At 39.2% G+C, this 24,223-nt stretch carries 18 protein-coding genes; 16 read left to right on the top strand and 2 right to left on the bottom strand.

What is annotated here, in order from left to right:
• Nucleotides 1–2 precede the first annotated feature (2 nt).
• The 15 genes from OQ289_RS19440 to OQ289_RS19370 all read left to right on the top strand — a co-directional run bounded on the left by OQ289_RS19440 (nt 3) and on the right by OQ289_RS19370 (nt 18,492).
• A complete protein-coding gene (locus tag OQ289_RS19440; protein ID WP_270088411.1) occupies nt 3–479 on the top strand; it encodes a S24/S26 family peptidase in 477 nt (158 codons plus the stop codon).
• Nucleotides 469–738 (top strand): PqqD family protein, encoded by a 270-nt coding sequence (locus OQ289_RS19435; RefSeq protein WP_270088410.1) that lies wholly within the window; start codon nt 469–471, stop codon nt 736–738. Before OQ289_RS19440 ends, OQ289_RS19435 begins: the two co-directional genes overlap by 11 nt.
• Nucleotides 739–741: 3 nt before the next feature.
• Nucleotides 742–1,839 carry a nucleotidyltransferase family protein gene (locus OQ289_RS19430; RefSeq protein WP_270088409.1) on the top strand — a complete coding sequence of 366 codons (1,098 nt, stop codon included), beginning with the start codon at nt 742–744 and terminating at the stop codon, nt 1,837–1,839.
• Between the two features lie 141 nt (nt 1,840–1,980).
• A complete protein-coding gene (locus OQ289_RS19425) occupies nt 1,981–3,603 on the top strand; it encodes an ABC transporter ATP-binding protein (RefSeq protein WP_270088408.1) in 1,623 nt (540 codons plus the stop codon).
• A gap of 10 nt (nt 3,604–3,613) precedes the next feature.
• A complete protein-coding gene (locus OQ289_RS19420; RefSeq protein WP_270088407.1) occupies nt 3,614–4,594 on the top strand; it encodes a hypothetical protein in 981 nt (326 codons plus the stop codon).
• Nucleotides 4,595–4,621: 27 nt separating this feature from the next.
• A complete protein-coding gene (locus OQ289_RS19415; protein ID WP_270088406.1) occupies nt 4,622–5,410 on the top strand; it encodes a polysaccharide biosynthesis/export family protein in 789 nt (262 codons plus the stop codon).
• A gap of 7 nt (nt 5,411–5,417) precedes the next feature.
• Nucleotides 5,418–7,799, top strand: a complete 2,382-nt coding sequence (locus OQ289_RS19410) for a GumC family protein (protein ID WP_270088405.1) — start codon at nt 5,418–5,420, stop codon at nt 7,797–7,799.
• A 71-nt stretch (nt 7,800–7,870) separates the two neighbouring features.
• Nucleotides 7,871–8,554 carry a hypothetical protein gene (locus tag OQ289_RS19405; protein ID WP_270088404.1) on the top strand — a complete coding sequence of 228 codons (684 nt, stop codon included), beginning with the start codon at nt 7,871–7,873 and terminating at the stop codon, nt 8,552–8,554.
• A 324-nt stretch (nt 8,555–8,878) separates the two neighbouring features.
• Nucleotides 8,879–9,454, top strand: coding sequence for an RNA polymerase sigma factor (locus OQ289_RS19400; RefSeq protein WP_270088403.1), 576 nt, complete (start codon nt 8,879–8,881; stop codon nt 9,452–9,454).
• A gap of 33 nt (nt 9,455–9,487) precedes the next feature.
• Nucleotides 9,488–10,603, top strand: a complete 1,116-nt coding sequence (locus OQ289_RS19395; RefSeq protein ID WP_270088402.1) for a FecR family protein — start codon at nt 9,488–9,490, stop codon at nt 10,601–10,603.
• A gap of 225 nt (nt 10,604–10,828) precedes the next feature.
• On the top strand, nt 10,829–14,077 hold the full coding sequence (locus OQ289_RS19390; RefSeq protein ID WP_270088401.1) for a SusC/RagA family TonB-linked outer membrane protein: 3,249 nt from the start codon (nt 10,829–10,831) through the stop codon (nt 14,075–14,077).
• A 10-nt stretch (nt 14,078–14,087) separates the two neighbouring features.
• Nucleotides 14,088–15,551 carry a RagB/SusD family nutrient uptake outer membrane protein gene (locus OQ289_RS19385; RefSeq protein ID WP_270088400.1) on the top strand — a complete coding sequence of 488 codons (1,464 nt, stop codon included), beginning with the start codon at nt 14,088–14,090 and terminating at the stop codon, nt 15,549–15,551.
• A gap of 4 nt (nt 15,552–15,555) precedes the next feature.
• Nucleotides 15,556–16,323 (top strand): DUF4843 domain-containing protein, encoded by a 768-nt coding sequence (locus OQ289_RS19380; RefSeq protein WP_270088399.1) that lies wholly within the window; start codon nt 15,556–15,558, stop codon nt 16,321–16,323.
• The gene (locus OQ289_RS19375; protein WP_270088398.1) at nt 16,324–17,811 is read left to right on the top strand and encodes a PKD-like family lipoprotein; all 1,488 of its coding nucleotides are present in this window, start codon (nt 16,324–16,326) and stop codon (nt 17,809–17,811) included.
• 120 nt (nt 17,812–17,931) lie between these two features.
• A complete protein-coding gene (locus tag OQ289_RS19370; protein ID WP_270088397.1) occupies nt 17,932–18,492 on the top strand; it encodes a serine O-acetyltransferase in 561 nt (186 codons plus the stop codon).
• A gap of 702 nt (nt 18,493–19,194) precedes the next feature.
• Here OQ289_RS19370 and OQ289_RS19365 read toward each other — a convergent pair.
• Nucleotides 19,195–19,950 carry an SDR family oxidoreductase gene (locus OQ289_RS19365; protein ID WP_270088396.1) on the bottom strand — a complete coding sequence of 252 codons (756 nt, stop codon included), beginning with the start codon at nt 19,948–19,950 and terminating at the stop codon, nt 19,195–19,197.
• A gap of 112 nt (nt 19,951–20,062) precedes the next feature.
• Complete coding sequence (locus OQ289_RS19360; protein WP_270088395.1) at nt 20,063–21,289, bottom strand: hypothetical protein; 1,227 nt, start codon at nt 21,287–21,289, stop codon at nt 20,063–20,065.
• Nucleotides 21,290–21,810: 521 nt separating this feature from the next.
• Here OQ289_RS19360 and OQ289_RS19355 point away from each other — a divergent pair.
• A complete protein-coding gene (locus OQ289_RS19355; protein ID WP_270088394.1) occupies nt 21,811–24,204 on the top strand; it encodes a TonB-dependent receptor in 2,394 nt (797 codons plus the stop codon).
• Nucleotides 24,205–24,223: the final 19 nt, after the last annotated feature.

The raw sequence follows: 24,223 nt of genomic DNA, 5'->3' as shown, positions 1-24,223 counted from the left end.
TAATGGGCGACGAAAAGGGGGTCAGGATAGTCGTGAATGACTTGTTTTTTGAACAAGTGAAAGACTGGTTGAGACAAAGCAAAAAGGTGAAAATTCCGGTAGTAGGACACAGTATGTTTCCGACCTTTAAAAACGGAGATAAAGTCCTTTTAGCACCTGTTTCTAAGGTTCAGTTGGGGGATGTTGTATTGGCCACCTATAATAAGACTTATGTCTTACATCGTGTAGTCGGATGGAATAGGTCTGCTGTACGATTAGTAGGTGACGGCAATGTCGGTCAGATTGAGTTCGTTAGCAAAACAGAAATCTGGGCTCGGGTAGTAGGTACATACCGAGAAAACCTAGAAATTGAGAGAACAAATTTGAAATGGCGGCTTTTTGGACTTTGCTGGTATGTATTACGGCCAGTAAGAATTGTCGTCATGCGATGTGGAATATTAAAAACTAAACTTAATAAAGAAAATGATTATGAGACTTAGAACAGATTTAACATTACGGAAATTGGGAGATGAATACTTAATTGTCGATCCTGGACAAGACATGATCGATATGTCTAAAGTGTATACCCTCAACGATACGGCAGCACAAGTATGGCAAGCTCTACAAGGTAAAGAGTTCGAGCTGGATACGGTTGTAGAAATCTTGACGTCGCACTTTGAAGTTAACAAAGAAATAGCAACTCAAGACGCGTCGGTGTTAGTTGAAGAATTGGATAAACAAGGGCTTGTTTGCAAATAGGTTATGTTAGGGAAAAGAGAGGTTCGAGCCTTTTTTACATTGTTGCGAACAGGATTGTGGAGGCATCCAATAGATCAGTTAGACTGTTTCCCATTATCCGATCTTGAATGGAAGAGGATATATAGCCATGCTATCCGGCATACTGTAGAAGGTGTGCTATTTGACGCCGTACAAACATTAGATAACGAGATTTTGCCGCCTAAATCAATGTTAAGAGTATGGGTAGTCCGTGTGGAAAAAATAGCACAAAGGAACGCTCGGATGGACGAGGTTATCAAAGACCAAGTCCAATTCTTTCACCAATATAATCTAAGCCCTGTTCTACTAAAAGGACGAGGGGTTGCAACTACTTATCCTAACCCAAAGCGACGTAGTTGTGGAGATATCGATTGGTGTTTTGAAGATTATCAGGATTATGAAAAGGCAACTGAGAGTTTGGAAAAGATAGGAATAAGGATACACCGTTCTGCAGGATATAGTGTAAACTTCTTATGGAAGGGCTTTGAGACGGATCAACACCAGAGACAATTTGATATTTCTAATCCCTTTTTAAAGAGGTGTTTACAAGATTTAGAAAAGGAGTATGCCACTTCCGAACAAATCATGTTCATTGATGAAGTTCCTGTCCGTCTTTCAGCACCCATTCTGCAATCTATCCAGGTCAATATTCACATCCTTAAGCATTTGCTTTCTTTTGGAATAGGACTTCGACAGTTGTGTGATGCCGCACGGATATACTATACTTACTCCCAAAATATGGATGGGGTACGGTTAAGGAAAACTTATCGGAAGTTAGGCGTGTTGAATTGGATCAATACATTGCACCAGATTTTGGTTGAATATATAGGACTTCCAGTAGAGGAATTGCCATTTGCAAACGCAGATTCTAAGCGTGCAACATCAGTCATGGAAGATATCTGGCAATCTGGAAACTTTGGCTTTACCACGGATGATGTAAACAACATGAAGCAGCAACAGCCAGTAAAGCGTGAAGCCAGTACAACAGCAATAATCAAGAGATTAATTACTTATTTGCCATATGCTCCAATGGAGGCCATTAGCTTTCCTTTTCTTCAATTATATTCCAGGTGGTTTCACTAGTCTCCTTATAGGCTAGGTCTCCAAAATACATTATATACGCATATTTTTTAGTTTGATTCGGGACATTCTAGGGTCCCAACCGTATCCATCTATAGTTACCCAAAAACGGAAAATATTTTGGGTTACATCAATAAATGTCATATGGTTACAGAATTGTCATATCAAATGAAATGGGCTTGGTCGATAACAGAACGTCAGCGTGGTAAGCTAGTACTTTATATGCTGATTGAAGTTTTGTCCATCGGTTTGTCCATATCCTTTGTCTACTGGACAAAGCAGACCATTGATTTTGCAATTGCAGGAAGCAAACAACAGATCATTTTAGCCATGTGTTGGACTACATTGTCTATTGTCCTATCCTTATTATGTGGGCTAATGGCAAGTTGGCTGAACGGACGAACCGTGATTGATCTATTTGCGAAATTGCAAAATAGGTTGTTAAAAAAGCAGATGAATATTATTTGGTCAGAGCGGAATAAATTAGCTACAGGAGATTTGATGGTTCGTTTCAGTAGCGACTGTCAAGAAGTAGTTCAGACTGTCGGAAACATATTTCCTAATTTTTTATTGACTGGGATTCGATTGTTAGCATGTAGCGTCTTTTTATGGACCATGGACCCCATGTTAGCTATTGTTTTATTAGCTATGCTTCCTTTGTTTATTCTTTCAAAGATGTACTATAGGAGATTAAGGCGAATAAATGATGCTTTAAAGTCTGCTGAAAGTACTTTTGGACATATCTTATACGAAAATCTGAGGTTAAGAATGTCGATTCGAGGACTAGGTTTACAAACGTTAAGACATCGTAAAGCAAATGACGCACAAAATGATCTATTAACATTAAAGGTGCAATTGCTTGGCTTCTCCAAATTGTCACAGGGCGCATTGCAACTTGTTGTCAACTTAGGTTTTTTGATCACGTTTGGCTGGGGAATCTATCGTTTACATACACAAGAAATTTCATTCGGAACTATGACCGCCTTCTTACAATTAGTCGGACGTATACAAAGCCCGTTGGTATCATTGATGGGATTTGCTCCTACTTTTATTCGCTTTAGAACAACAGCTAACAGGTTGATTGAAATGGATAACGCGGCCATTGAAACAGAAGTAGAGCAAGAGCCGATGGTCAAAATTGAAAAATTAGAAGTAGAAAATCTGCAATTCAGTTACGATGCGTTACCGGTTTTTCAAAATCTTAATCTTACTGTATCAAAGGGTGAGCCCCTGGCGATTATGGGGGGAAGCGGAATTGGAAAAACAACATTGATTCGGCTTTTATTGGCCCTAGTATATCCAAAAAAGGGAAACATTGTATTGTTTACAGATAATGGTGTTAAACGGTTGCAGTCCCAGCATAGGGTGAATGTCGGATATGTGCCACAAGGAGAAAAACTTTTTAGTGGTACGATACGCCAAAATCTACAGGTCAATCCAATCGAAGCTGATGATAATGAGATGAGAGAAGCATTGATTTGTGCCTGTGCAGAGTTTGTCTACGAATTGCCTGATGGAATCGATACTTATATTGGGGAAGGAGGCCATGGCTTATCTGAAGGCCAAGTACAAAGACTTGCAGTGGCACGGATGCTCATGCGTGATAGTGGCATTTGGCTGCTGGACGAGATTACGTCTGGTCTAGATGTTGAAACAGGTAAAATTTTGGTTAATAGGTTGTTAATGCGTGGAAAAGATAAGTTAATTCTTTTCGTCACACACGATAGTTATGTGGCAGAACAGTGTAGCAAAGCAATTTTTATTTAATACAGTAATTATGAACAATCACACTCACCAATCGACCAAAAGGTTTGTTTATGGCTTTCAAATAGCAGAGCATTACTGTACGATTACTATGCCCCGAAATAATGTCGTAGAAAATTGTTTGCCGAGCTTTGGAGCTTTCCTATCCCATAATATTCCAGTGAGAGATCCTATTTTAACAATCGATTTACAGCTCGATAGTATACTCCCGGAGGTGACAAATGTCAAGCTGCTAAATAATCAGTCGATAGCATGGGGAGACCGTTTTCGTTTTGAAGAATGGGAACAAGGATATATAACGTCTATACAAAGTGAAGGCGGTTTGAAGCAGTGGAAAATGTTTAGTAGCAAAGACTTCAAAGTTTCAACTATTTACGGTGTTGAAAAAGAGCTGGAAAATACAAACATATTGAGTTGGCTTTTTATGGTTGCTTTCGGACAGGCAGCATTGATTCATCATACGCTCTTGGTCCACGCTTCGGTTGTTCAAATAGGTCGGAATGCGGTAGCTTTTCTAGGTAAAAGCGGAACGGGCAAAAGTACACATAGTAAACTATGGTGCAACTATATAGAGAACTGCTCGCTTCTAAATGATGATAATCCAGCGATACGAATCAAAGAAGATGGTACAACATGGATTTATGGTACACCGTGGAGTGGCAAAACAGCATGTTATAAACAAGAAAAAGCCCGTCTGGTAGGCGCAGTTCGCTTAGAACAAGCTGCAAAGAATTATTGGACGCCCTCGACTCCTAAATTGAGCCTACTATGGCTTATGCCCAGTTTCTCAGCATTGCGTTGGAATAGCATTTTGTTCGAAAGTATGCTAAGCAGTTTAGAGTTAATAATTAAAGACGTGAATGTGGGCAAACTTAGTTGTAAACCAGATGAAGAGGCTGTCAGAATATCGTATAAACATGCTTTTGATAAAGAAAATATAACAGGGGCGGATATCGACGTCAAAAATTTGCCTTTTGTTTATAGTGTTAAATAGTTGAAAAATTAAAATCGAATGAATACCGTGAAAACAAAAATATCAATAATACTATGTTGTGCTGGATTGATGCTGCTCAATGCATGTGTCGTAGCAAAAAAGACGGTCTATGTAAAGGATATGTCTACAGAATCTTTGCAGCCAATTAAAGAAAATCCAGAGTTGAATATCCAGAAAGGAGACAGACTGAATATTTTGGTAACAGCTAAAGATCCTGAGCTTTCAGTCCCATTTAATGCCGGAAGTTACGTAATAGGTGCTGATGGTAAAATGTTAACGAATGATGATAAAATGAGTGGTCAAAATTACTTAGTAGACCAGCAAGGCAATATTCAGTTTCCCATTCTGGGTGCACTCAACGTCGAAAAGCTAACCTTAGATCAAATCCAAAACTTGATAAAAAATCGGTTAATAGCAGATAAACTTATCAGTGACCCTATCGTAAAAGCAAATATCTTGAATTTTAAAATTATTGTATCCGGTGCAGTACGTCAAGAAGTTGTTTTAGAGGTGCCAGACGGAAAGATTTCAATTTTAGAAGCAATTGCTAAAGCCGGCGGACTGGGCGTTAATGCTGCAGCGGATCGAGTCACTGTCATTCGGGAAGAAAATGGGATGCGATCACGCATCATTAACAATATTGAATCCCAAACACTATTTGACTCGCCAGTGTATCATCTTAAACAAAATGATGTGGTGTATGTGGAACCTAAAACCGCAGAAAATACACCTCGTGAAGAACGGAAATGGCGTTATATAGGGACGGTATTGGGATCGCTCACCCTTATTCTTTCAGTTATAAATCTTACAAAATAATACAATTATGCGTAGTATTATAACCGGAACAAGCTCTGGTTCTGAGCAAGGAAAGACCATAAACATACTAGATATCCTAAAATATCTTTTATTTCACTGGAAATGGTTTGTGCTTTCTATACTGTGTTTTTCAGCTTTATATTATTATCAGTATGCAAAAGCACCATTTGTATACAGTAGTTTCGAAACGGTGATGATCAAGACGCCGATGAACACCCCGACTACTGCACGTCTTAATAGAGCTACTACATCGTTTAATTCTGTTAGCGTAGCTTCTGAAATATTACAACTGAAGACTAAGGAGTTGATGCGGGAAACAGTCCGGCGAATTGATGGACTGACAAGCTACTCCATGACCAAGGGTTTACGAAACGTTGAGCTATACAAGAGTAGTCCCATTCAAATACGACTTTCGAACGACAATGCCACACAACAGTTTGAAGTGAAGGTTGTGCCTGTTGATAAACAGACCGTAATGCTGACATGGGACGGGAGGGATAATAAGGCAACGGAAGCTAAGTTGAATACTGAAGTGAGTACACCGATAGGGAAACTTACTGTAGTGTCGACGATTCATTACAAGGAAGATTATTACGGTAAGGAAATTACAGCACGTCGGGGTAATCTTGAATCGCTGGTATCATACTTTATGGGAAATTTAAAGATTACCCAAATGGAGCAGGATGCGTCGTTATTGAGGATCGAAATCGATGACCGAAATCCGCAGAGAGGTGCAGACTTGATTACGGAGATGGTCAATGTATATAATGAGATGTCTTTGGATAGCAAAAGTCAAATTGCAAAAAATACAGCTTCTTTTATTGAAGATAGGTTAAGTATTATCCAAAGCGAATTGGCAGAAGTCGAAACCGATATAGAGCAGCTAAGAAGAAATAATCAAGGTGTAAATGTTGATGTTGCCGGAGAGATGTATCTCACTGATAGTCGACAATTTCAGACCGAACGGACGAAGATCGAAACGGATTTGAAGTTGGCCCAAATGATGCAACAACATCTTAATAGTAGTAACAAACAAGGAGAACTGATTCCGAATAATACAGGGCTGGTAGATGTAAACGTGGAGTCTCAAATTGAAGCTTACAATACTATGTTGTTACGGAAAAATAGGCTCATAGAGGGGAGTAGTACATCAAATCCTGTCGTTAGAGATTTAGATGCCTCCCTTACTTCTATGCGTAATAACATAGACCGGGCAGTCGAAAATGCATTAGGTGGATTAGAAGTCAAGGTGCGAAATGCACGGCGTGAAGAGGGGGTTGCAAGAGGAAAGGCTATGCAGATGCCACAGAAACAGCGGATTATGCTTTCTGTAGAGCGTCAGCAGAAAGTGAAAGAAGAGCTCTATTTATATCTATTAAATAAGCGAGAGGAAAATGCGTTAAACCAAGCGATGACTGATGATAATATACGTGTCATCGATCCAGCTTCCGTAGACTATTCTCCAAAATATCCGAGTAAGGTACGTAAAGTCATTACAGGAGCCGGGATTGGGGGGGTATTGCCAGCAATTGTACTGCTATTGATACTTATGTTGGATACAGAGGTACGTAGTAAAAAAGATATTGAAGATACAATCACGGCTCCTTTTCTTGGGGAAATACCACTCTCAAAGGAAAATAAAAATAATACCACTGCTATCGGAGTCAACAGGATAGGTAGAGATCCGTTGACAGAGACGTTCCGTATATTAAGGACCAACATTGGATTGATGAGTAGAGAGGGGAAGCCGCCCAAGGTGGTTACGTTAACTTCATTTGCAGCAGGTGTTGGAAAAACATTCTCATCCATTAATCTTTCGGCGACACTTTCATTTTTAGATAAAAAAGTAGTGGTTGTTGACTTAGATCTCCGCAAGGGGACTTTGAGCGCTCGTTTAGGTTTGTCACACCAACGAGGAAGTACACAGTATCTTGCAGATGAAAATATAACGTTGGACGATATCTTGCATCCGGTGACAGACTTTGATAACCTGCATTGTGTCCCTATTGGTATGGTAGCTCCTAATCCTGTAGAGCTATTATTAAGTAAGCGATTGGATAATTTGATTCGTGAATTAAAGGAGCGGTACGATTATGTAATCGTAGACGGAGTACCGGTTGGAATCGTGGCTGACGCTAATATTGTTGATAGAATTTCAGATATGACAATATTTGTCGTGCGAGCAGGGAAAATGGATAGACGACAATTGCCGGAAATCGAAAAAATCTATAGAGACCGTAAACTTACTAATCTTGCTGTTTTACTTAATGGAGTGACATTAAACAGGTCAGGCTACGGTTACGGTGGCTATGGCTACAGTTATGGAGGCTACGGCTACGGCGAAGAACCGAAGAAGAATATTTTTACCCGCTGGTTCTATGCTCGCTAAGAGGTAATCGTCAGATAGAAATAGTAATGATAAACAATAAATAAAAATTAATTAAATAAAATATAATTATTATGACTAGAGTTTCAAGTGTTCTTTTGTCAATCCTCTTATTGGGGTCGACAGTGATGGCTTCATCAAAAGACGGTGAAGGCAATCCGCCAATTAAACCCCAAAGTTTTTTAGGTACAAAATTTCGACCGCATTGGTTTGTCGGAGCAGGAGTTGGTGTACAGGCCTATTATGGAGATCACAACAAGCAGCTCTCTTTTGGGAAGCGTATCACACCAAATTTTGAGATTGCTGCAGGAAATTGGTTTACAGGAAGTTTTGGTGTACGCGGCGGAGTAAGTGGCCTAAATGTAAAAGGTCTGACACAGAATAAAAGTCACAGTACAGGTAAAGTCTTCGACGCCTCTCGAAGTTTAGAGCATCAGTCTTTCAATTATTTATATGTACATAGTGATCTTCTATTCAATTGGACTAATGATGCATATGGGTACAACAGTAACAGGTTTTATCATTTAATTCCTTTTGCCGGTGTTGGTGTGGCCCTTGGATTAGATAAACCTACTTCAACCTATATCAGTCCTAATGTAGGTGTATTGCAAACATTTCGTCTTCACGATAGGCTGTCTTTTACGATTGATGTACGGGCAAATCTTTTAGGTGATGGTTTTGATGGCGAAAGAGGAGGTAAAGCATTTGAAGGAATAGGTGTAACACAATTCGGATTAACATATAAGCTCTCGAAATAAAAATTGTTTTCCGAAGAGAATAGACTTTGTATTGTGTTAAAAATCATTGTTTGAAATTGGAGAGAAACTTTTTTTATTTTTTTCGGGACAATCGTCTCGTTCACTCGTTAATATGAATAATTGACCATTGAAGGGAAATAAAGCGGAGGGACTAGGGATATTTATTTTTCTTTCATTCGGTAGATGTTTTTTCATAAGTAAGCCGAACCGTCCAGAACTCCCCGTTCTGGCGGTTCTCTATCAGGTTGATGAAGATGACAAAGATTATTAGGAAAAGTAAGAAGTTGACATTATCTTTGAATAGCTTAACTTATGTCAATGCCAATGTCAATAAAAAAGATTTCAGATGAAAAACTTTTCGATTTTGTAAAGGAAGGAGATCGTAGAGCATATGAAGAGCTGTATGACAGATATAAGCGACCATTAGTAGCTTACGCCTTGAAAAAGATGAATGAAGATGAAGCCTATGATCTTATTCATGATTTGTGGTTAAGAATCTGGGAAAAACGGGAAACTTTAGATATCAAAGGAACAGTCGTCTCTTATTTGTTTAAAGCTGTACGCAATAGGATAATAGATTTTATGGCGAAATCCGCCCACTCCCAACGATATTTGGCTTCTGTAGAATTAGAAGGATCAAGCTTAGGAGGGGATAAAGCAGATTATCAATTGCGAGAAAAAATGTTTATGAAACAAATTGAACAAGTGCTGAACAAATATAGTGATAAAGCACATTCTATTGTGCGGCTAAGAATGCAAGGGTATAATAATCATGAGATCGCCGAAAAGTTAAACCTTTCGGAAAAGACCATTCGAAATCAACATTCCTCCATTCTCAAATTTCTCAAAGCGAAGTTCCCCTATATGTTGTTATTCATACTGTTAATCATGATGAAATAGTTTTTTTGAGTAATGGTTAGTTAAGAAAGTCACATGAAAGTAGATAAAGATATATTGCATAGATACGCGCAAGAACAATGCACGGAAGAGGAGCGCATGCTAGTGGAGGAATGGTTCGATAGCGATGAAAACAACAGGCCTTTTTCCGAAACCGAAGTGGATGCAGTCGTCGAATTATTGGATAAGAAAATCAAAAGGACCTCCAAAATAACGCCACTTGTTAAATGGTCATCTGTAGCTGCAGCAATAGCGATAGTGGGGGTGACATTTTATTTCTACAAAAATGCAAATAACTCAAGGTTTGATACATTTGCAAACATACAGAGTATCAAAGCGCCTGTTTCTTCTTACGCGGTATTGATAATGGAAGACAATTCAGCATATCCGCTGGATGATATTCACCCTGGTGACACGCTTAAGGCCAAGGGATATGAAATCACCCGTTTATCAACCGGTGAGCTTAATTATCTAGCCACAGCTGGAAATGACGTTGCCATACATATACTGAAAACAGAAAAAGGTGGCTTGGCCACTGTCCAGCTCACGGACGGAACAAAAATCTGGATAAACTCAGATTCGGAACTGAGGTATCCAATCGGAAAATCGGATGATCGTGAAGTGCAGCTAAAAGGAGAAGGATATTTTGAAGTAAGTACTATGTATGAAGGAGATCAAAAGACGCCTTTCACAGTTCATGGAAGTCAACAAACCATTCAAGTATTGGGAACTAAGTTTAATGCTGATTTTACAGCTAAAAATAGGGTAGCGCTTTTAGAAGGAAAAGTGGCGTTGAGCAGAGCAGAAGAAAGTGCAGCTCAAAGCAAACCGATAGTGATGACTGAAGGACAAGTATATGAAAGTAATAAGGTGACTACCAGCACTGAAATAGAACGATATATTGATTGGAAAGATGGATATTTCGACCTTCGTAAATTGAATATATACGAATTTGGAATGGAAATAAGTAATTGGTACCGTATAGCTGTAAAGGTGGAGGAGGGGTTGTCAGAAAAGCAGCTATTTGGGCGGATCAATAGACATCAAGATTTAAAGCAAGTTTTGGAAATATTAGATGAAGTTATACCTATTCAATATGAATGGAAAGACAATACCCTTTATATCCGAAAAGAACTACAGACTAAAAATTAGACGTTAAGTTACTTCAAAAAAAAATACGGTTTTTACCGTATTTTTTTTGAAGTAATTTTAACTATTTTTAAGGGACGTCTAACCCCTGTCCCGATGAACCAACTACGCTATGAGAGAAAATTCCTTATTGCACTAAAAATTGTTCCAATTTTAGTGTGTTTTTTGTTTCAGGTTTCGTTTGTTTTAGCACAACAACGGATTACATTGACGGCTAAAAATAAATCAATGTATGAAATCTTGGAGCAGATTCGATCGCAAGCAAAAGTGGATTTAGTGGGCGATCTCAGTTTACTAAATAATACGCGAGCAGTAACAATTAGTGTCAAGAACAGAGATCTAAAAGATGTATTGAAGCTAATCTCGGCGGGACAGCCGGTGGAGTTCGTCCTTTTAAGAAATACAATTATCGCTAAACCCCGCGTTTCAGGTCAAACTATTGCTCACTCGTTACCAAAATTAAAAGAACCTGCTAAGATAACAACAGCTTTTAAGCTAAGGGGGGTGGTGAAAGACCAGTTGGGCCATGGGCTTTTGGGCGTTTCGGTTCGGCTTTTGGGAGGCAAAGGAGCTGTTGTCCGCACCCAGGAAAACGGGAGTTATGAAATTACTGCAGGGGGAGATGAAATCCTTTTGGTTAGCATGTTAGGTTACAGTCAGCAGCGCGTAGAAGTGAAAGGCAGGACTAGGATTGATATCACATTACAGCGTCAAGCTAATCTCATCGATGAGGTTGTAGTTAATACGGGCTATACCCGTAGGCCTGCACCTTCTATGACGGGTGCTTCCTCTGTAATTACAAGACGAGAATTGGAAAAATTTAGTCATAGGAATATTTTTACAGTTATACAAAGTCTTGATCCGGCCTTGCATTTAGACTATGATATAGCCTCTGGTGCTAATCCAAATGTGATTCCTGAAATATACTTACGCGGCATCAACAATATAGGAACCTATTCCTTAAACACACCACTGGCCATACTGGATGGTTTTGAAGTACCATTGGAAAGGCTCTATGATTTAGATATTAATCGGATAGAAAGTATATCCTTACTTAAAGATGTAAGCTCCACTGTTCTCTATGGTTCTAGAGGGGGAAATGGGGTTTTGGTTGTGGAGACTTGGATGCCCAATCAACAAAAGGCATCCGTCACTTATAGCACTACTGCAGCTATTACGGTGCCAGATTTAAGAGATTATAATTTAATGAACGCTATACAAAAACTGGATTATGAGAAGTCCTCAGGATTATACGATGTTTCTACATTTTATCCTGATCCGCAAACTATAGAAGAACAGCAACTTATAGAAGAACAGCAAGTGTTGTATGATCAGCTCTATAATAATAAACGAATCAAAGTATTGCAAGGAATTGACACCTATTGGTTATCACAACCCGTGCAGACCTCATTATCCGTAGGACAATCAGTACGCTTTGAAGGAAGGAATAATAGATTACATTACAGTTTAGAGGGAAACCTTACAGATCTCAAAGGAGCGATGAAAAAATCAGGCCGGGAACGTAAGGATGCCGCTCTCACTCTTCAATACCGTATTTCAGAAAAATTACTGCTTACCAACTATACAAATGTCCAAGCTGTTAAATCCTATAATTCCCCGTACGGTTCATTTGCGTTCTATGCGCAAATGAATCCCTATCAGCCCTTATATGATGGGAATGGAAACCTAATGAAGGAGTATGCTGATGAGGCCTTGGCAGAGGTAAAATTCAACCCCTTATATAATGTCGACTTAACACATCGGGATCAAAAGAAAAGTAATTTTTGGTCAAATAGGCTTTCATTAAAGTGGAATTTAAGTGAACAATTCGTCTTGAGAGCTAACGGAATTCTGGAAAGAAATCGATTAATAGATGAGAAATATACCTCAGCCCAGCATACACGCTTTACAGATATGGAAGCAGATAGTGCTGGAGAGTATAGTCATTTTCGGAAAAAGGGACTTCGGTATTCTTCCAACATTAATTTGTCGTTTAAAAAAGAAAGTCTCAACCATAAATGGAACACCAATTTAATTGGTGAGATTAAGTCAGATCAATTTGATGAAAAAGTACTTTTCAGGAAAGGATTTGCTAGTGATAGTATTAATGCTATAGTCCCTGATTGGATTGAAGCAAATGCCAAATCAAAAATAAACTCAGAGAATAGTAGAATTAGCCGCCTTGCCGGAATATTGTTTACGGGCAATTATATTTATAAGAATAAATATATTAGTGATTTTTCTTATCGAATTGATGGCGCCTCTAATTTTGGGAAAAATAATAGGTACAGCTATTTTTGGAGTGTTGGTTTAGGTTATAATCTTCACGAAGAAGCTTTTCTGAAAGAAAAAAATATACAAGAATTAAGATTTTTTGTTAATACAGGAGTTAATGGTACAGAAGCGTTTATTGCAAATATGAATTCCTCATCGTATATCTTTCCTCAGGGGCAGGCTTATTTCAAAGAAAATGCCTATAGATATAATTATGAAGGCAACCCTAACCTGAAGTGGCCTCAGATTAGGTCCTGGAATATCGGAGTTACGAGTAATGTATGGAATGAACGTATTAAATTCAGCCTTATCTATTACAATAAATTAACAGATAGGATGATTTCTTTAATAACTGTAGCCCCTTCAGTAGGTATCCCAAATAATTCTTATTTCGAAAATATGGGGCAGTTACAAAATCGTGGATTTGAAAGTGCTGGGTCTATAAGGTTGGTCGATAATATTTCAAAAAATTTAAATTGGAGTATAGGGGCCACAGCAATAAAGAACAGCGGAAAATTGATGAAAATTTCAGATGCCTTGAATGTCTTAAATGAAAGTAATTTAGTCCAGCGCGAAGATGGAACGTATGTGCAAAACACATTCTATCAGCAAGGAGCATCTGTAAATAATATTAAAGGGGTAAAATCTTTAGGCATAGATCCTGCCTCAGGGAAAGAATTTTATTTAACAAAAGAAGGACGGATAACAGATAAATGGGATGTCGCAGATATTAGCGTAATCGGAAATAAGGAGCCTAGACTATTCGGCACACTAAACAGTATTTTTAATTTTAAATCGCTAAATATACAGACTCATTTTACCTATACCCTTGGCGGTGATATTTATAATCACACACTTGTAGATCGTATAGAAAATAATGATGGCCGAATAAATACTGATCTTACAGCCGATCAGGAGCGTTGGAAGACCCCCGGGGATGTTGTAGCTTTTAAAGATAGACGTATACGTGAAAAAACATATTTATCAAGTCGATTTGTCGAGCGTGAAAACACCTTATGTTTTTCGATGTTATTGATTAACTACGATCTCCGAAAGGAATGGATTACGCGCTATAAATTACAACGCTTGAAGGTAAACTTTGCGATGAATGATGTTGTTCGTTTAAGTTCTGTAAAGATGGAGCGTGGGCTAGATTATCCTTTTGCAGCGACGTTTAATTTTGGAATAATGGCTCAGTTTTAATGCGTTAAAAATGAAAAAGATAGGATTGCTAATACTATTTTTCTTGTGTCTGGGGAGTAGCTCATGTGACAAATGGCTTGATGTAAGATCTAAGGATGAAATTTATGTAGACGATGCATTAAAGGATCGGATAGGCTTTGTTAAAGCCCTGGCTGGAATATATCTGCAGTTGGCCGAGCCGGGTTTATATGGACGTGAATTGAAGTTCGGCATGTTAGATGTGATGGCCGGCTATTGGATCATAGATAGTCAACATGACTATTATGCGGAAAATCAATTTGACTTTCAGAATCTGGCATTTCAACAAAAAAGAGATGTGATCTGGTCAAAAATGTATAGCGCTATATATCAGTGTAATATGATGTTATCCTATCTAGATAACATACGAACAGATGTTAATTATAATCTCATAAAAGGTGAGCTAGTGGGATTGCGAGCTTATATACATTTAGAGATTTTTAAGTTATTTGGACCTGTAACCCTTCTAAAAGGAATGAATACACCTGCTGTCCCTTATTATTCCACTGTCGCCAAGGAACCCGCAAAATTCTCTACAAGCCAAGATTTTTTGTATAAAGTTGAAGAAGATTTATTGGAAGCAAAAAGTCTACTCAGGGAAGATCCAATTATAATTAATGGAAAGGTTAATGATGGAAACGTTGAAGGGCAGCCCTACAATGCCTTGTTGGATCGCAGAGGCATTCGCATGAATTATTACGCCGTCATGGCCTTGTTGGTTAGACAAGCACAATGGGCCGGAGACAAACCTAAAGCTATTCAGCGTGGAGAAGAATTGTTGACCCAGATCAGCTTCAATAAATCTATCAGGTTAATTGAAGACGAGGATATTCTGTTAGATGAACAAGCTGATAGAAGGTGGACTATTGAAAATATCTGGGGCATATATGTGAAAGATTTAAAAAAAAATATGGATGGTATTTTTGAAGGAGACTTATATGTAAGCACGATACTGATGCCAGATTTTCGAGATTTTCTGGCTAATATTTATACGCAGGGTTCAGGTAGTATTTCCGACTACCGTTACAAAATGTGGGGCCTTAATGAATATTTTGTTAAATTTCGAACAGTAGAATTTGATGAGAAAAGCACAAAATCTGCTAATGTTCATTTTTTTGAGATGCAGTTGATCAATCTTCCTGAGATATACTTAATTCTAGCCGAGTCTTACCTAGACCAAAATATAGATCAAGCTGTGAAATATTTAAATACCTTAAGGACACATCGAGGGTTGCCAAAGCTTGCTGGAAAGATAGGTATCACTGCGCTAGCCCTACAAGATTATATCATGGATGAGGTAAGACGGGAATATATAGGAGAGGGGTATCTGTATACTTATTATAAGCGCTTGTTTCATCCGATATATAGAAATGGCTATTCAATAGCAGCTAGTGAGGCTATATTTTTGTTTCCTTTGCCAACAGATGAAAAGTTACTTAACCCACAAGAATTTTAAATATATGCGGCATTTGTATATTTTTTTAACTGTTATAATCTTGGCGACGGGATGTCAAGAGAAAGATAATTTGGATTTATTTGATGTAGATAATTCCTATGTTGAGTTTGGTCAACCAACTGCTTGGGCAAACTATCATCAGCTTTATATAGATTCTACTTCTTTTTCTTTTGCAATACAATCTGTTGAGGTTGATAAAGTTACCTTTGCAATCCCGGTGCTAATTATAGGTCAGCGACAAAGTGAAGATAGAGAATACAATGTTAGAATTAATAAGGATGAAACAACTATAAATTTGGCATTGATGGAACTATCAAAACCAATAATACGCGCTGGATATTTTGTGGATACGCTATTTATTTCGGTTAAAAAAGATCAGGCACTTAAGGAGCGAGTATTCTCTTTGACAATAGATTTGGTTAGCAATGGTATTTTTGAAATCGGAGGAACTTCGCGAACTAGCTGTCGGTTTTTAATAAGCGATCAATTGTTAGAGCCATTATGGTGGACAAGATGGAGTTCTTACTTTGGGCAATACAGACCAGAGGTATATCGGCAGTGGATTCGGACCTATATACCAGGCTTGGATATTACGCCGCCCCTTTTGCCAACAGAAAAACCTAACTATTCTTGGAAAAATATGCCTTTATATGCTTCGGAGCCTGATTATCCTGTTACTTTTATGTATATTGAGCAGCTAAAAAAATTTTTCCATGATAACGAAGTATATCCTAATGGGGATAGGTCACTACCAAGAATATATTTACCTTAAATGATTTCAATAAGTATGAAGGCATGGAAGATTATAATAGTATCGATTATACTTATTCAGTTTTTCAATAGCTGCGCGAAAGATAGGGGAAACTATGTCTACGAAAACATCAATGAACTGGAAATTGTCGATATGAACGGGGACGATCTTAATGGTAAAAGTTATAGCTATAGTTATGGAGGTGAAATTCGATTTAAACCTCAGGTTTCAGGTACGTTGAGCGGAGAAGATCTCAGTAGATTGGCCATCTGCTGGTTGAAAGGAAGGGATACTGTTAGCAATACATTGGAGTTGTCTATAGCTAGCGAAATGTTGGGTGTAGGAACCCATAGTTTTGTTTTACATGTGTTAGATAGGCAAACCACGATTACCTATGCAAAACAGATTTATATCTATGTCATTGCCGGTATTGTGAATGGTACATATTTGCTGACAGCAACTAATCAGGGTGAATCTGTTTTGTCAGTTATAGGATCTAAGGAGAGTGATTTTTTTCGGCACTTTCGCCAATTTGGTGAGGTAACATTAGGAAATAAACCTATAAGAGTGCAGATTATCCCTTTCCCACAATGGAGTGTTCATATTACAACATCAGAGGGGGATTGCCCCATAGTAGCTCTTGATCTATATACCTATCTGCCAATATTAAGGTATACTAAATTTGGCTCTGTTATTTCGGGAGAGCCTCTCCAGCCAACCTATATGGAGTTATTTACGTATAGAGATAGGCTTCCTGGTATTGTACTAATGGATGGGAAATGTCGCTATGCGGCATTTGGTAAGGTGGGACCTATTATAAATTCGGAAGATCCGTTGAATTATGATTTTGGTCAAAAAAGTGTTATAGTCAGTAAGTTAAGTGGTTTGGGCAACATTTTTTCGGCCAATTTCGTAGGTGGATTTGATCAAAGAAATGAACGAATTCGAATTTTTGGGAACGAGTTGTATGAAGGAGGAGTCCAGGTTTATGACGAAGTCTTTAACCCGGACGATACCAAGGGGCATAGCTATGTTGCCGCTGCCGAGCTGCTCAATGTGAAAGAATGGCAAGCGCATTGGCGATTTTTGACACGTAAAGGGCAAGTGTTTTACTTGCATAATATTACATTCAAAGCAAACAACCGACCAGAAGAAGCTCAGGTAATTGTTACTAAGGGTATTCCTGAGATGGAAGGTGCAGCGAACTTCATCGTTTACGATAAATACTGGTACTTTTCACGGGGAAGAGCTATTTATCGTTGTTCGGCGAATACATTAGACGTTTCCCTCGTGCTGACGTTACCAAATGATAACTCGGGCGATATTGTGGCATGGAATTTTGACCTCGTTTTATCCAATGTGAGTAAGAAAATTGGAATTGCTACTTTTGATGAAAATAGCGCTAAACCCAAGAAAGGCTCATTCTACCTCTACGATATAGCTACCGCATCGTTTGAAAAACAGGAACGGAATAAAATTGATAAGGCTGTCAGTATAGATATTCTTTAGCAAGCTACAGTTTTATTGAATTTTCTATTCTCCATTATTTAGAAATTTTTCATTTTTTTAGGGACAATCATATTGTTGAATCGTGAATCTTACATAGGCCTGAGAAAACATGGATTGACTATGAAAGAGTATCCCAGTTATAGTGTAGCTTGGAAATATATCAAAAGTGACTATACCCGATATGGGTTGACATCGTATCCACTTAAAATCGTATTGTTTGGCATATTAGCCCTAAACCACTGCTTTGCTTATACATTTTGGTTTCGCTTAGCTAAAGTAAAGGGTGCGCTCCGCCCAATAGCTACGTTTATGCATTGGCGGCTATCACGCAAATATGGCATCCAGATAGATGTGCAGACCCAAATAGGCTATGGATTCTATATCGGGCATGGGATAGGGGTAATCATAAATCCAACAACGAAAATTGGAAATAATGTAAATGTAAGCCAGTTTACGACGATTGGGGCACATGGGCTTGCGGCTGAAATTGGGGACAATGTCTACATAGGACCCTCGGTATGTATTGTGAACCAAGTTAAGCTAGGGGACAATTGCTCCGTGGGGGCGGGGGCCGTGGTCGTCAAAGATGTGCCGGCTTCAGCCACAGTCGCGGGCGTGCCCGCCAAAATATTGAATTTTGATAATCCGGGTAAATTTGTCGGCAGCAGATATGAGTTTTAATTTGTTCTGGCCTAAGCAAGTTGCTGTTATAAATCCTTATTACTTTCTTTATCTAGGGCCTTTCCTTAGCGGATATTCCCATAGATTTATTGTACTTTTTTCGGGACAATCACACTCTTTGATGGTTACTCTTAAACATGCCTGGTAAATCTTGACAGACTTGAAATAGTCGGAATCAATAAAGTTGATAAGGAGAAGCTATGGAAATCTCTGACAGAAAATGATACAGTAATGAAGTGGATCCATATAAAAAATGGAGTTCAAGGAAAGAATTAAGTTGATGAGCTTAATGTCAGCCAGTTTATTTTGTTGTTTGCTATCTACAAAAGGAGCGATGTGAATCTATTTCAGTGGATAAAGAATACATTGCTCTTTATATCCTCGATTAATTATAAAAAACTTAAAGAATCTTTATCCTCAAAACTTCAAACAGATTATTGTGAAATCAAACATTTAGTTCGTAGGGTGGGGATGTTAATTGAGGAGACGTCAAAGGTCATTGTATCCAAAATTATGTTTGTACACTGAGTGTGCTGTCTGGTAACAGAATCGAGGGGTATTACGTTAAAAAGCGTTTCCTAAATGTGAATCCGCAGGACACTTTATGGGGCATGTCATGGCGTATATAAAAAACTGGCCGGAGATAGATAAAATCCACTACGGCCAGTACTGGTACTCAAAAATTATCTTGTATAGCCATCGTTATCGGGTGGTATATCCGCCGTTGGCAAATATCGTCTGCCCAGTAATCCACCAGCCATCGGTTACCAAAAACTCTACGAGTGGTGCAATATCTTGGATATCCGTCAATCCGCTCAAGGCAGAAGCTGATTTATGATAAGCTACGGCTTCAGCACTTTCTTGTCCATAAAAAAATGGTGTATCCATAGGTCCTGGAGCTACAGCTGTCACAGATATGCCACGTGGGCCGAACTCTTTGGAAGCTGCTCGGGTAAAGTGTTCGACAGGAGCCTTCATGCCTGCATAGGTCGAATATAAGCCTGTATATGCTGCTAGAAGAGACGTGACGATGGTGCAGATTTTGCCCCCGTCGTTCAATTTCTTGCCTGCTTCCTGTATGAAAAAATAGGCTACTTTGGCATTGATGTCGCTCATACTATCATACTCCGCTTCAGTAGTGTCACCAAATGGTTTTTTCAAGACCTTGCCCACCGTGTTGATGGCTATGTCTATCCCGCCGAAATGGGCCAATGTCTCATCAAAAAATCGGGTAATGTTGGAGATATTGGTCAGGTCTCCCTGAAATAGAAAACCTTCAGTGCCGGAGTCTCGGACGTCTGCCAAAGTTTTTTCGGCGTCGACGCGCGAACTTTCGCTGTTGTAATGAATAGCGAGTTTGGCTCCTCGTGCTGCGAAATCTCGGCTCAATAGGCCTCCTAGATTCTTGCCTCCTCCGGCAATGAGGATGACCTTTCCTTTTACGTTTGTGTTTTCCATGTCGTTCAGTTTCTGGGGTTGTAAAGTTTAACCTAATTGATTATAGTGACGGTCGTGGAGATAGATTGTCCCGAATAAAAGTAGGAGAGTTACGGATGTTGATAGGTGGTCATCAAATCTTATTGGCCAACCGTGTGTCATTGACGTTTATTTCCGGAATTTTATTCCGAGTGAAGCGGAAGGATGACATACTGACATTGGTGGACAGGAGCCCATTTTCATGCAGTAGATTGATGCGGATGTAGTGATCGATATTCGTGTCGAAATTTTTGAGAGCCGCTATTGGAATAACCGTTTTAAAAGTACCGTTGTATGGTTTTACAACAAAGGATATAGCGTCGTAATCGGTATTGGCGTTACCTGGCCCACCTTCTTTTCTTTCTCGGTCTTCATAAGGGTCGATATATACAACTATGCTGTTCACCGCTTGGGTAGCCGTAAAATAACCACTGACCTGAATAGTCCCAGATATAGGGTCATATGTAAAAGGGTCGATAGATAGCGAATTGATGGAAGGGGTATAGAAGCTGCCTTTGGTTTTGCTGCATATCTGACCTACATTGAGAATGGCGGCATCGGCTGCTGTCAAGATGACGGGGTCTTTTCCGAGCCGATAATGGAATCGCATAAGTGGGGTGCCATTTTCAAAGGCTGTCAGGGAATTGTGCGGTAAGTTTAATCCATGGAACATCTCATGGATCATGCCACCAAACCATTTACGGGCTTCATTACCGATGGTGCCATTTGCCTGCACATTTTCCAGTGTCAAAAGCGAGTAGTCCAATGCGTGTCCATATTTGCCCACACCGTAAAAGGGTGTACCCGCTAGGGGTTGTATGCCATTGCTCCGCATGGCAGAGGGATAGATAATCAACGTATGTTGGCCGTGTTTTTCTTCTGGAAAGTTGTCATAAAAAGCTTGCACTTCATGTTGAGCACGATTGGAACCTGCATTCCCTTCATATGGCAGTTCGCTATGATGGTATTGAGATCGGATGACATGCATTTTGACTTGCTGTTTATTGTTGACCAATAATCCAAATGTCTTATCGGGGTACCCATGTCGAGCCATTTCCTGTTTGGTATATTCTTGTGCCCAAAGTAAGAGGGTACTGATGCGATGGCAGTAGCCAGGGATGGTATCACCGTCAGCAGGGACGAAATAGATGACATTGAGGTTATAAGCATATTCGCTACGATATCCATCGAGTGTAATTGTTGCATGGTTATCTAGTTTGACGATATTTCGCATGTTTGCTCTTGTAGATGTTGCGTATAATAGGATACTGCAGCAAATCCATAATTTCTTATAAATCGATTTCGAAAATAGTGTATTCATAATTCTGCTCCATTTATTTAAGTTTCAGAGATGTTAAACGGTAGAATCATACACTTGTCCCGAGAAAATAAAAGATTGATTTTATTGGGACAATCACTTTTTTTGATCGTATAGACATTCTTTTTTGAATGCTAGCGTATGGAATAGGAGGTATTAAGATTATTTTTTTAGTAATACATATGTGTACAAAATAACTTCGAAGCTTCATGACAATACTAGACTTGCGGGTGGTGTTTGTACTTCAGATGTACATCGATTAAATTAAATCCATATAAAAGTTTTCATAACAACTTTTTATTTCTTTTAACAATTCGAACCATCAATAGTCGTAGGATATTAAGGGGGAGAAATTAACCGCTGACGAGAATCTCTATGGACAGCAAGGGTATAAGCAGAGTTGATTGTCATATGGGTAAAAAATAATATCCATATGAAATATGCATGTAGCACGGGCTGCACACAAACGCGAATAATATAGTTTGGATATTCCATATGACAGTTGAAAATCAAATAATATCCATATGAAAAGGTTATCGATTTTTATCCTCCTATCACTATTCCAGAATTTGTTTGCAAATGCTCAACGGCAAGATTCTATATCTCAAGGTCGCCAGGTATTGACCGAAGCTGTAAAAGGGACAATACTAGATGTCGACAGCCGGTTACCCCTTGTCGGTGTGACTGTGACGATTTCATCCAGTACGGTAACCAAGAGCGCCAGTACAGACGCGAATGGTGCTTTTCGTTTGGCCGGTATATCTTTGGGGCGGCAGGTATTACAAGCTAGCATGACCGGTTATAAACCCATTTTGCTTTCGGAGGTCTTGATTACCAGTGGGAAGGAAAATGTAATGAACTTAGAGATGGAATCACAAGTGAATAAGCTGAATGAAGCCATTGTCTATGCCAACACCGGTAAACGGCCCCTAAATCAGATGGCTATGACTAGCGGACGGTCCTTTTCGCCCGAAGAGACTAATCGATATGCAGGGTCGTTCTTTGATCCAGCGAGGATGGCACAAAGTTTTCCTGGCGTTGTCGCCGGTGGCGATGACAATGAAATAATCGTACGTGGGAATTCTCCGAAAAGTTTACAATGGCGATTGGAAGGAATAGAGATCGTAAACCCCAATCATTTTGGCATGGAAGGTGCTTCTGGAGGAGGCGTGAGTATGATTAACACCATGGTACTCGGGAATTCGGATTTCTATACAGGTGGACTTGCTGCCGAATACAACAATGCGATTTCGGGGGTCTTCGACCTAAAATTCAGAAAAGGTAATGCCGATAAACGTGAATATACTTTCAACGTCGGTGTATTGGGAGTTGGCGCGACGTTAGAAGGTCCTTTTAAAAAAGGAAGTGATGCGTCTTATTTAGTTAGCTATCGCTATTCTTCACTTAGCTTATTAGAAAAGGTCGGGGTAAAGGTGTCGGATGCCGGTGTGCCTAAATATCAAGACCTCTCGTTCAACTTTGTGGTCCCCACCCAGAAAGCCGGAACTTTTTCGCTATTTGGGATTGGTGGACTGGGTAAAATAAAGGAGACTGCCGAACGAGATTATCAAAAATGGGAAGAGCGGACCGATGCCTACGACATGAATCTCGGATTTAATGCGGGTAGTATAGGTTTAAAACACCTCTATGTTGCTAATAGTAAGCTCTATTTTAATAATATTGTATCCATGTCCACTAGTCGAAGTTCGAATAGGACAGATACGCTCTCGCCAAGTTATGTCTTAGGGCTTAATCATCAAGATCGATTCACCAATACGGCAATGCGATATGCAGGAAGCCTGAATTATATATGGAATAGCACGCATACGTTAAGAGCAGGGGTAAATGCTAGCTTTCTAAATTATGATCTCTATGCTTTAAGCTATGATGCGCAACAACAAGGATTGAGAGAACGGATTAATCAAAAGGGTAATACGAGCACTTATGATGCTTTCGCGCAACTAAAGACAGCCTTGACGGACAAATTAACGTTAAACTCTGGAATACATGCCAATTACTTCGTCTTGAGTAAAAGTTGGAGTCTAGAACCGCGATTAGGGTTGAATTGGCAAGTCACTCCAAATCAGTTGGTTTCCTTCGGGACAGGACTATATAATCGACTCGAGCCATTGTCTTATTATTTTGCGCAAAGTGGCGCTGATATCGACCAATCGCAAACGACTGAACCTTTATCACCCACCAAGTCTGCCCAAGCAGTACTGGGCTACGAAAGATTGTTTGGAGGTAGCTTTAAATTCAAGACGGAAGTCTACTATCAGCATTTATATGATGTACCGGTATCTGCAGATCCAACCATTAATTTTTCCTTGCTGAATGTTTCGGATATTTCTGCAATAGGAACATCTACTTACCGTCAACTGGTCAACAAGGGGACAGGTAAAAACTATGGAATAGAACTTTCGCTTGAAAAGTCGCTGAGCAAAGGGTACTATTTCATCGCAACTTCTTCCTTGTTTGATTCCAAATTCAAAGCACTGAATGGTCAAGAATACAATACCACCTTTAACACGCGCTATGTTGGTAATCTATTGGTCGGAAAAGAATGGAGTGTAGGAAGGAATAAAAGTAATCTATTTGGGATAAATGCTAAGCTGATTTATGCCGGAGGAAGAAAATATTCACCCGTTCTAGAAGAAGAGTCTATTCGTTTGGATGAAGAGGTAATCGATCAGGAGCGAATCAATACGTTAACGGCAGATCCATACATAAGGGTTGATTTCTCGTCAAGTTATCGTATCAACCGCAAACGGGTAAGCCACTTATTTATCTTGGATATTCAAAATGCGCTAAATAGAGAGAATACTGTCGGTATGCGCTACAACTTTAGTAAGCGTATCATAGAGCCACAAAAATGGAGTGGTATCATTCCTACGATCAATTATAGGATTGAGTTTTGATTATCCATGTATTATATGG

The organism is Sphingobacterium sp. SYP-B4668 (assembly GCF_027627455.1).
Lineage (GTDB): Bacteria > Bacteroidota > Bacteroidia > Sphingobacteriales > Sphingobacteriaceae > Sphingobacterium.
This window is presented reverse-complemented; position numbering and strand designations above follow the sequence as displayed.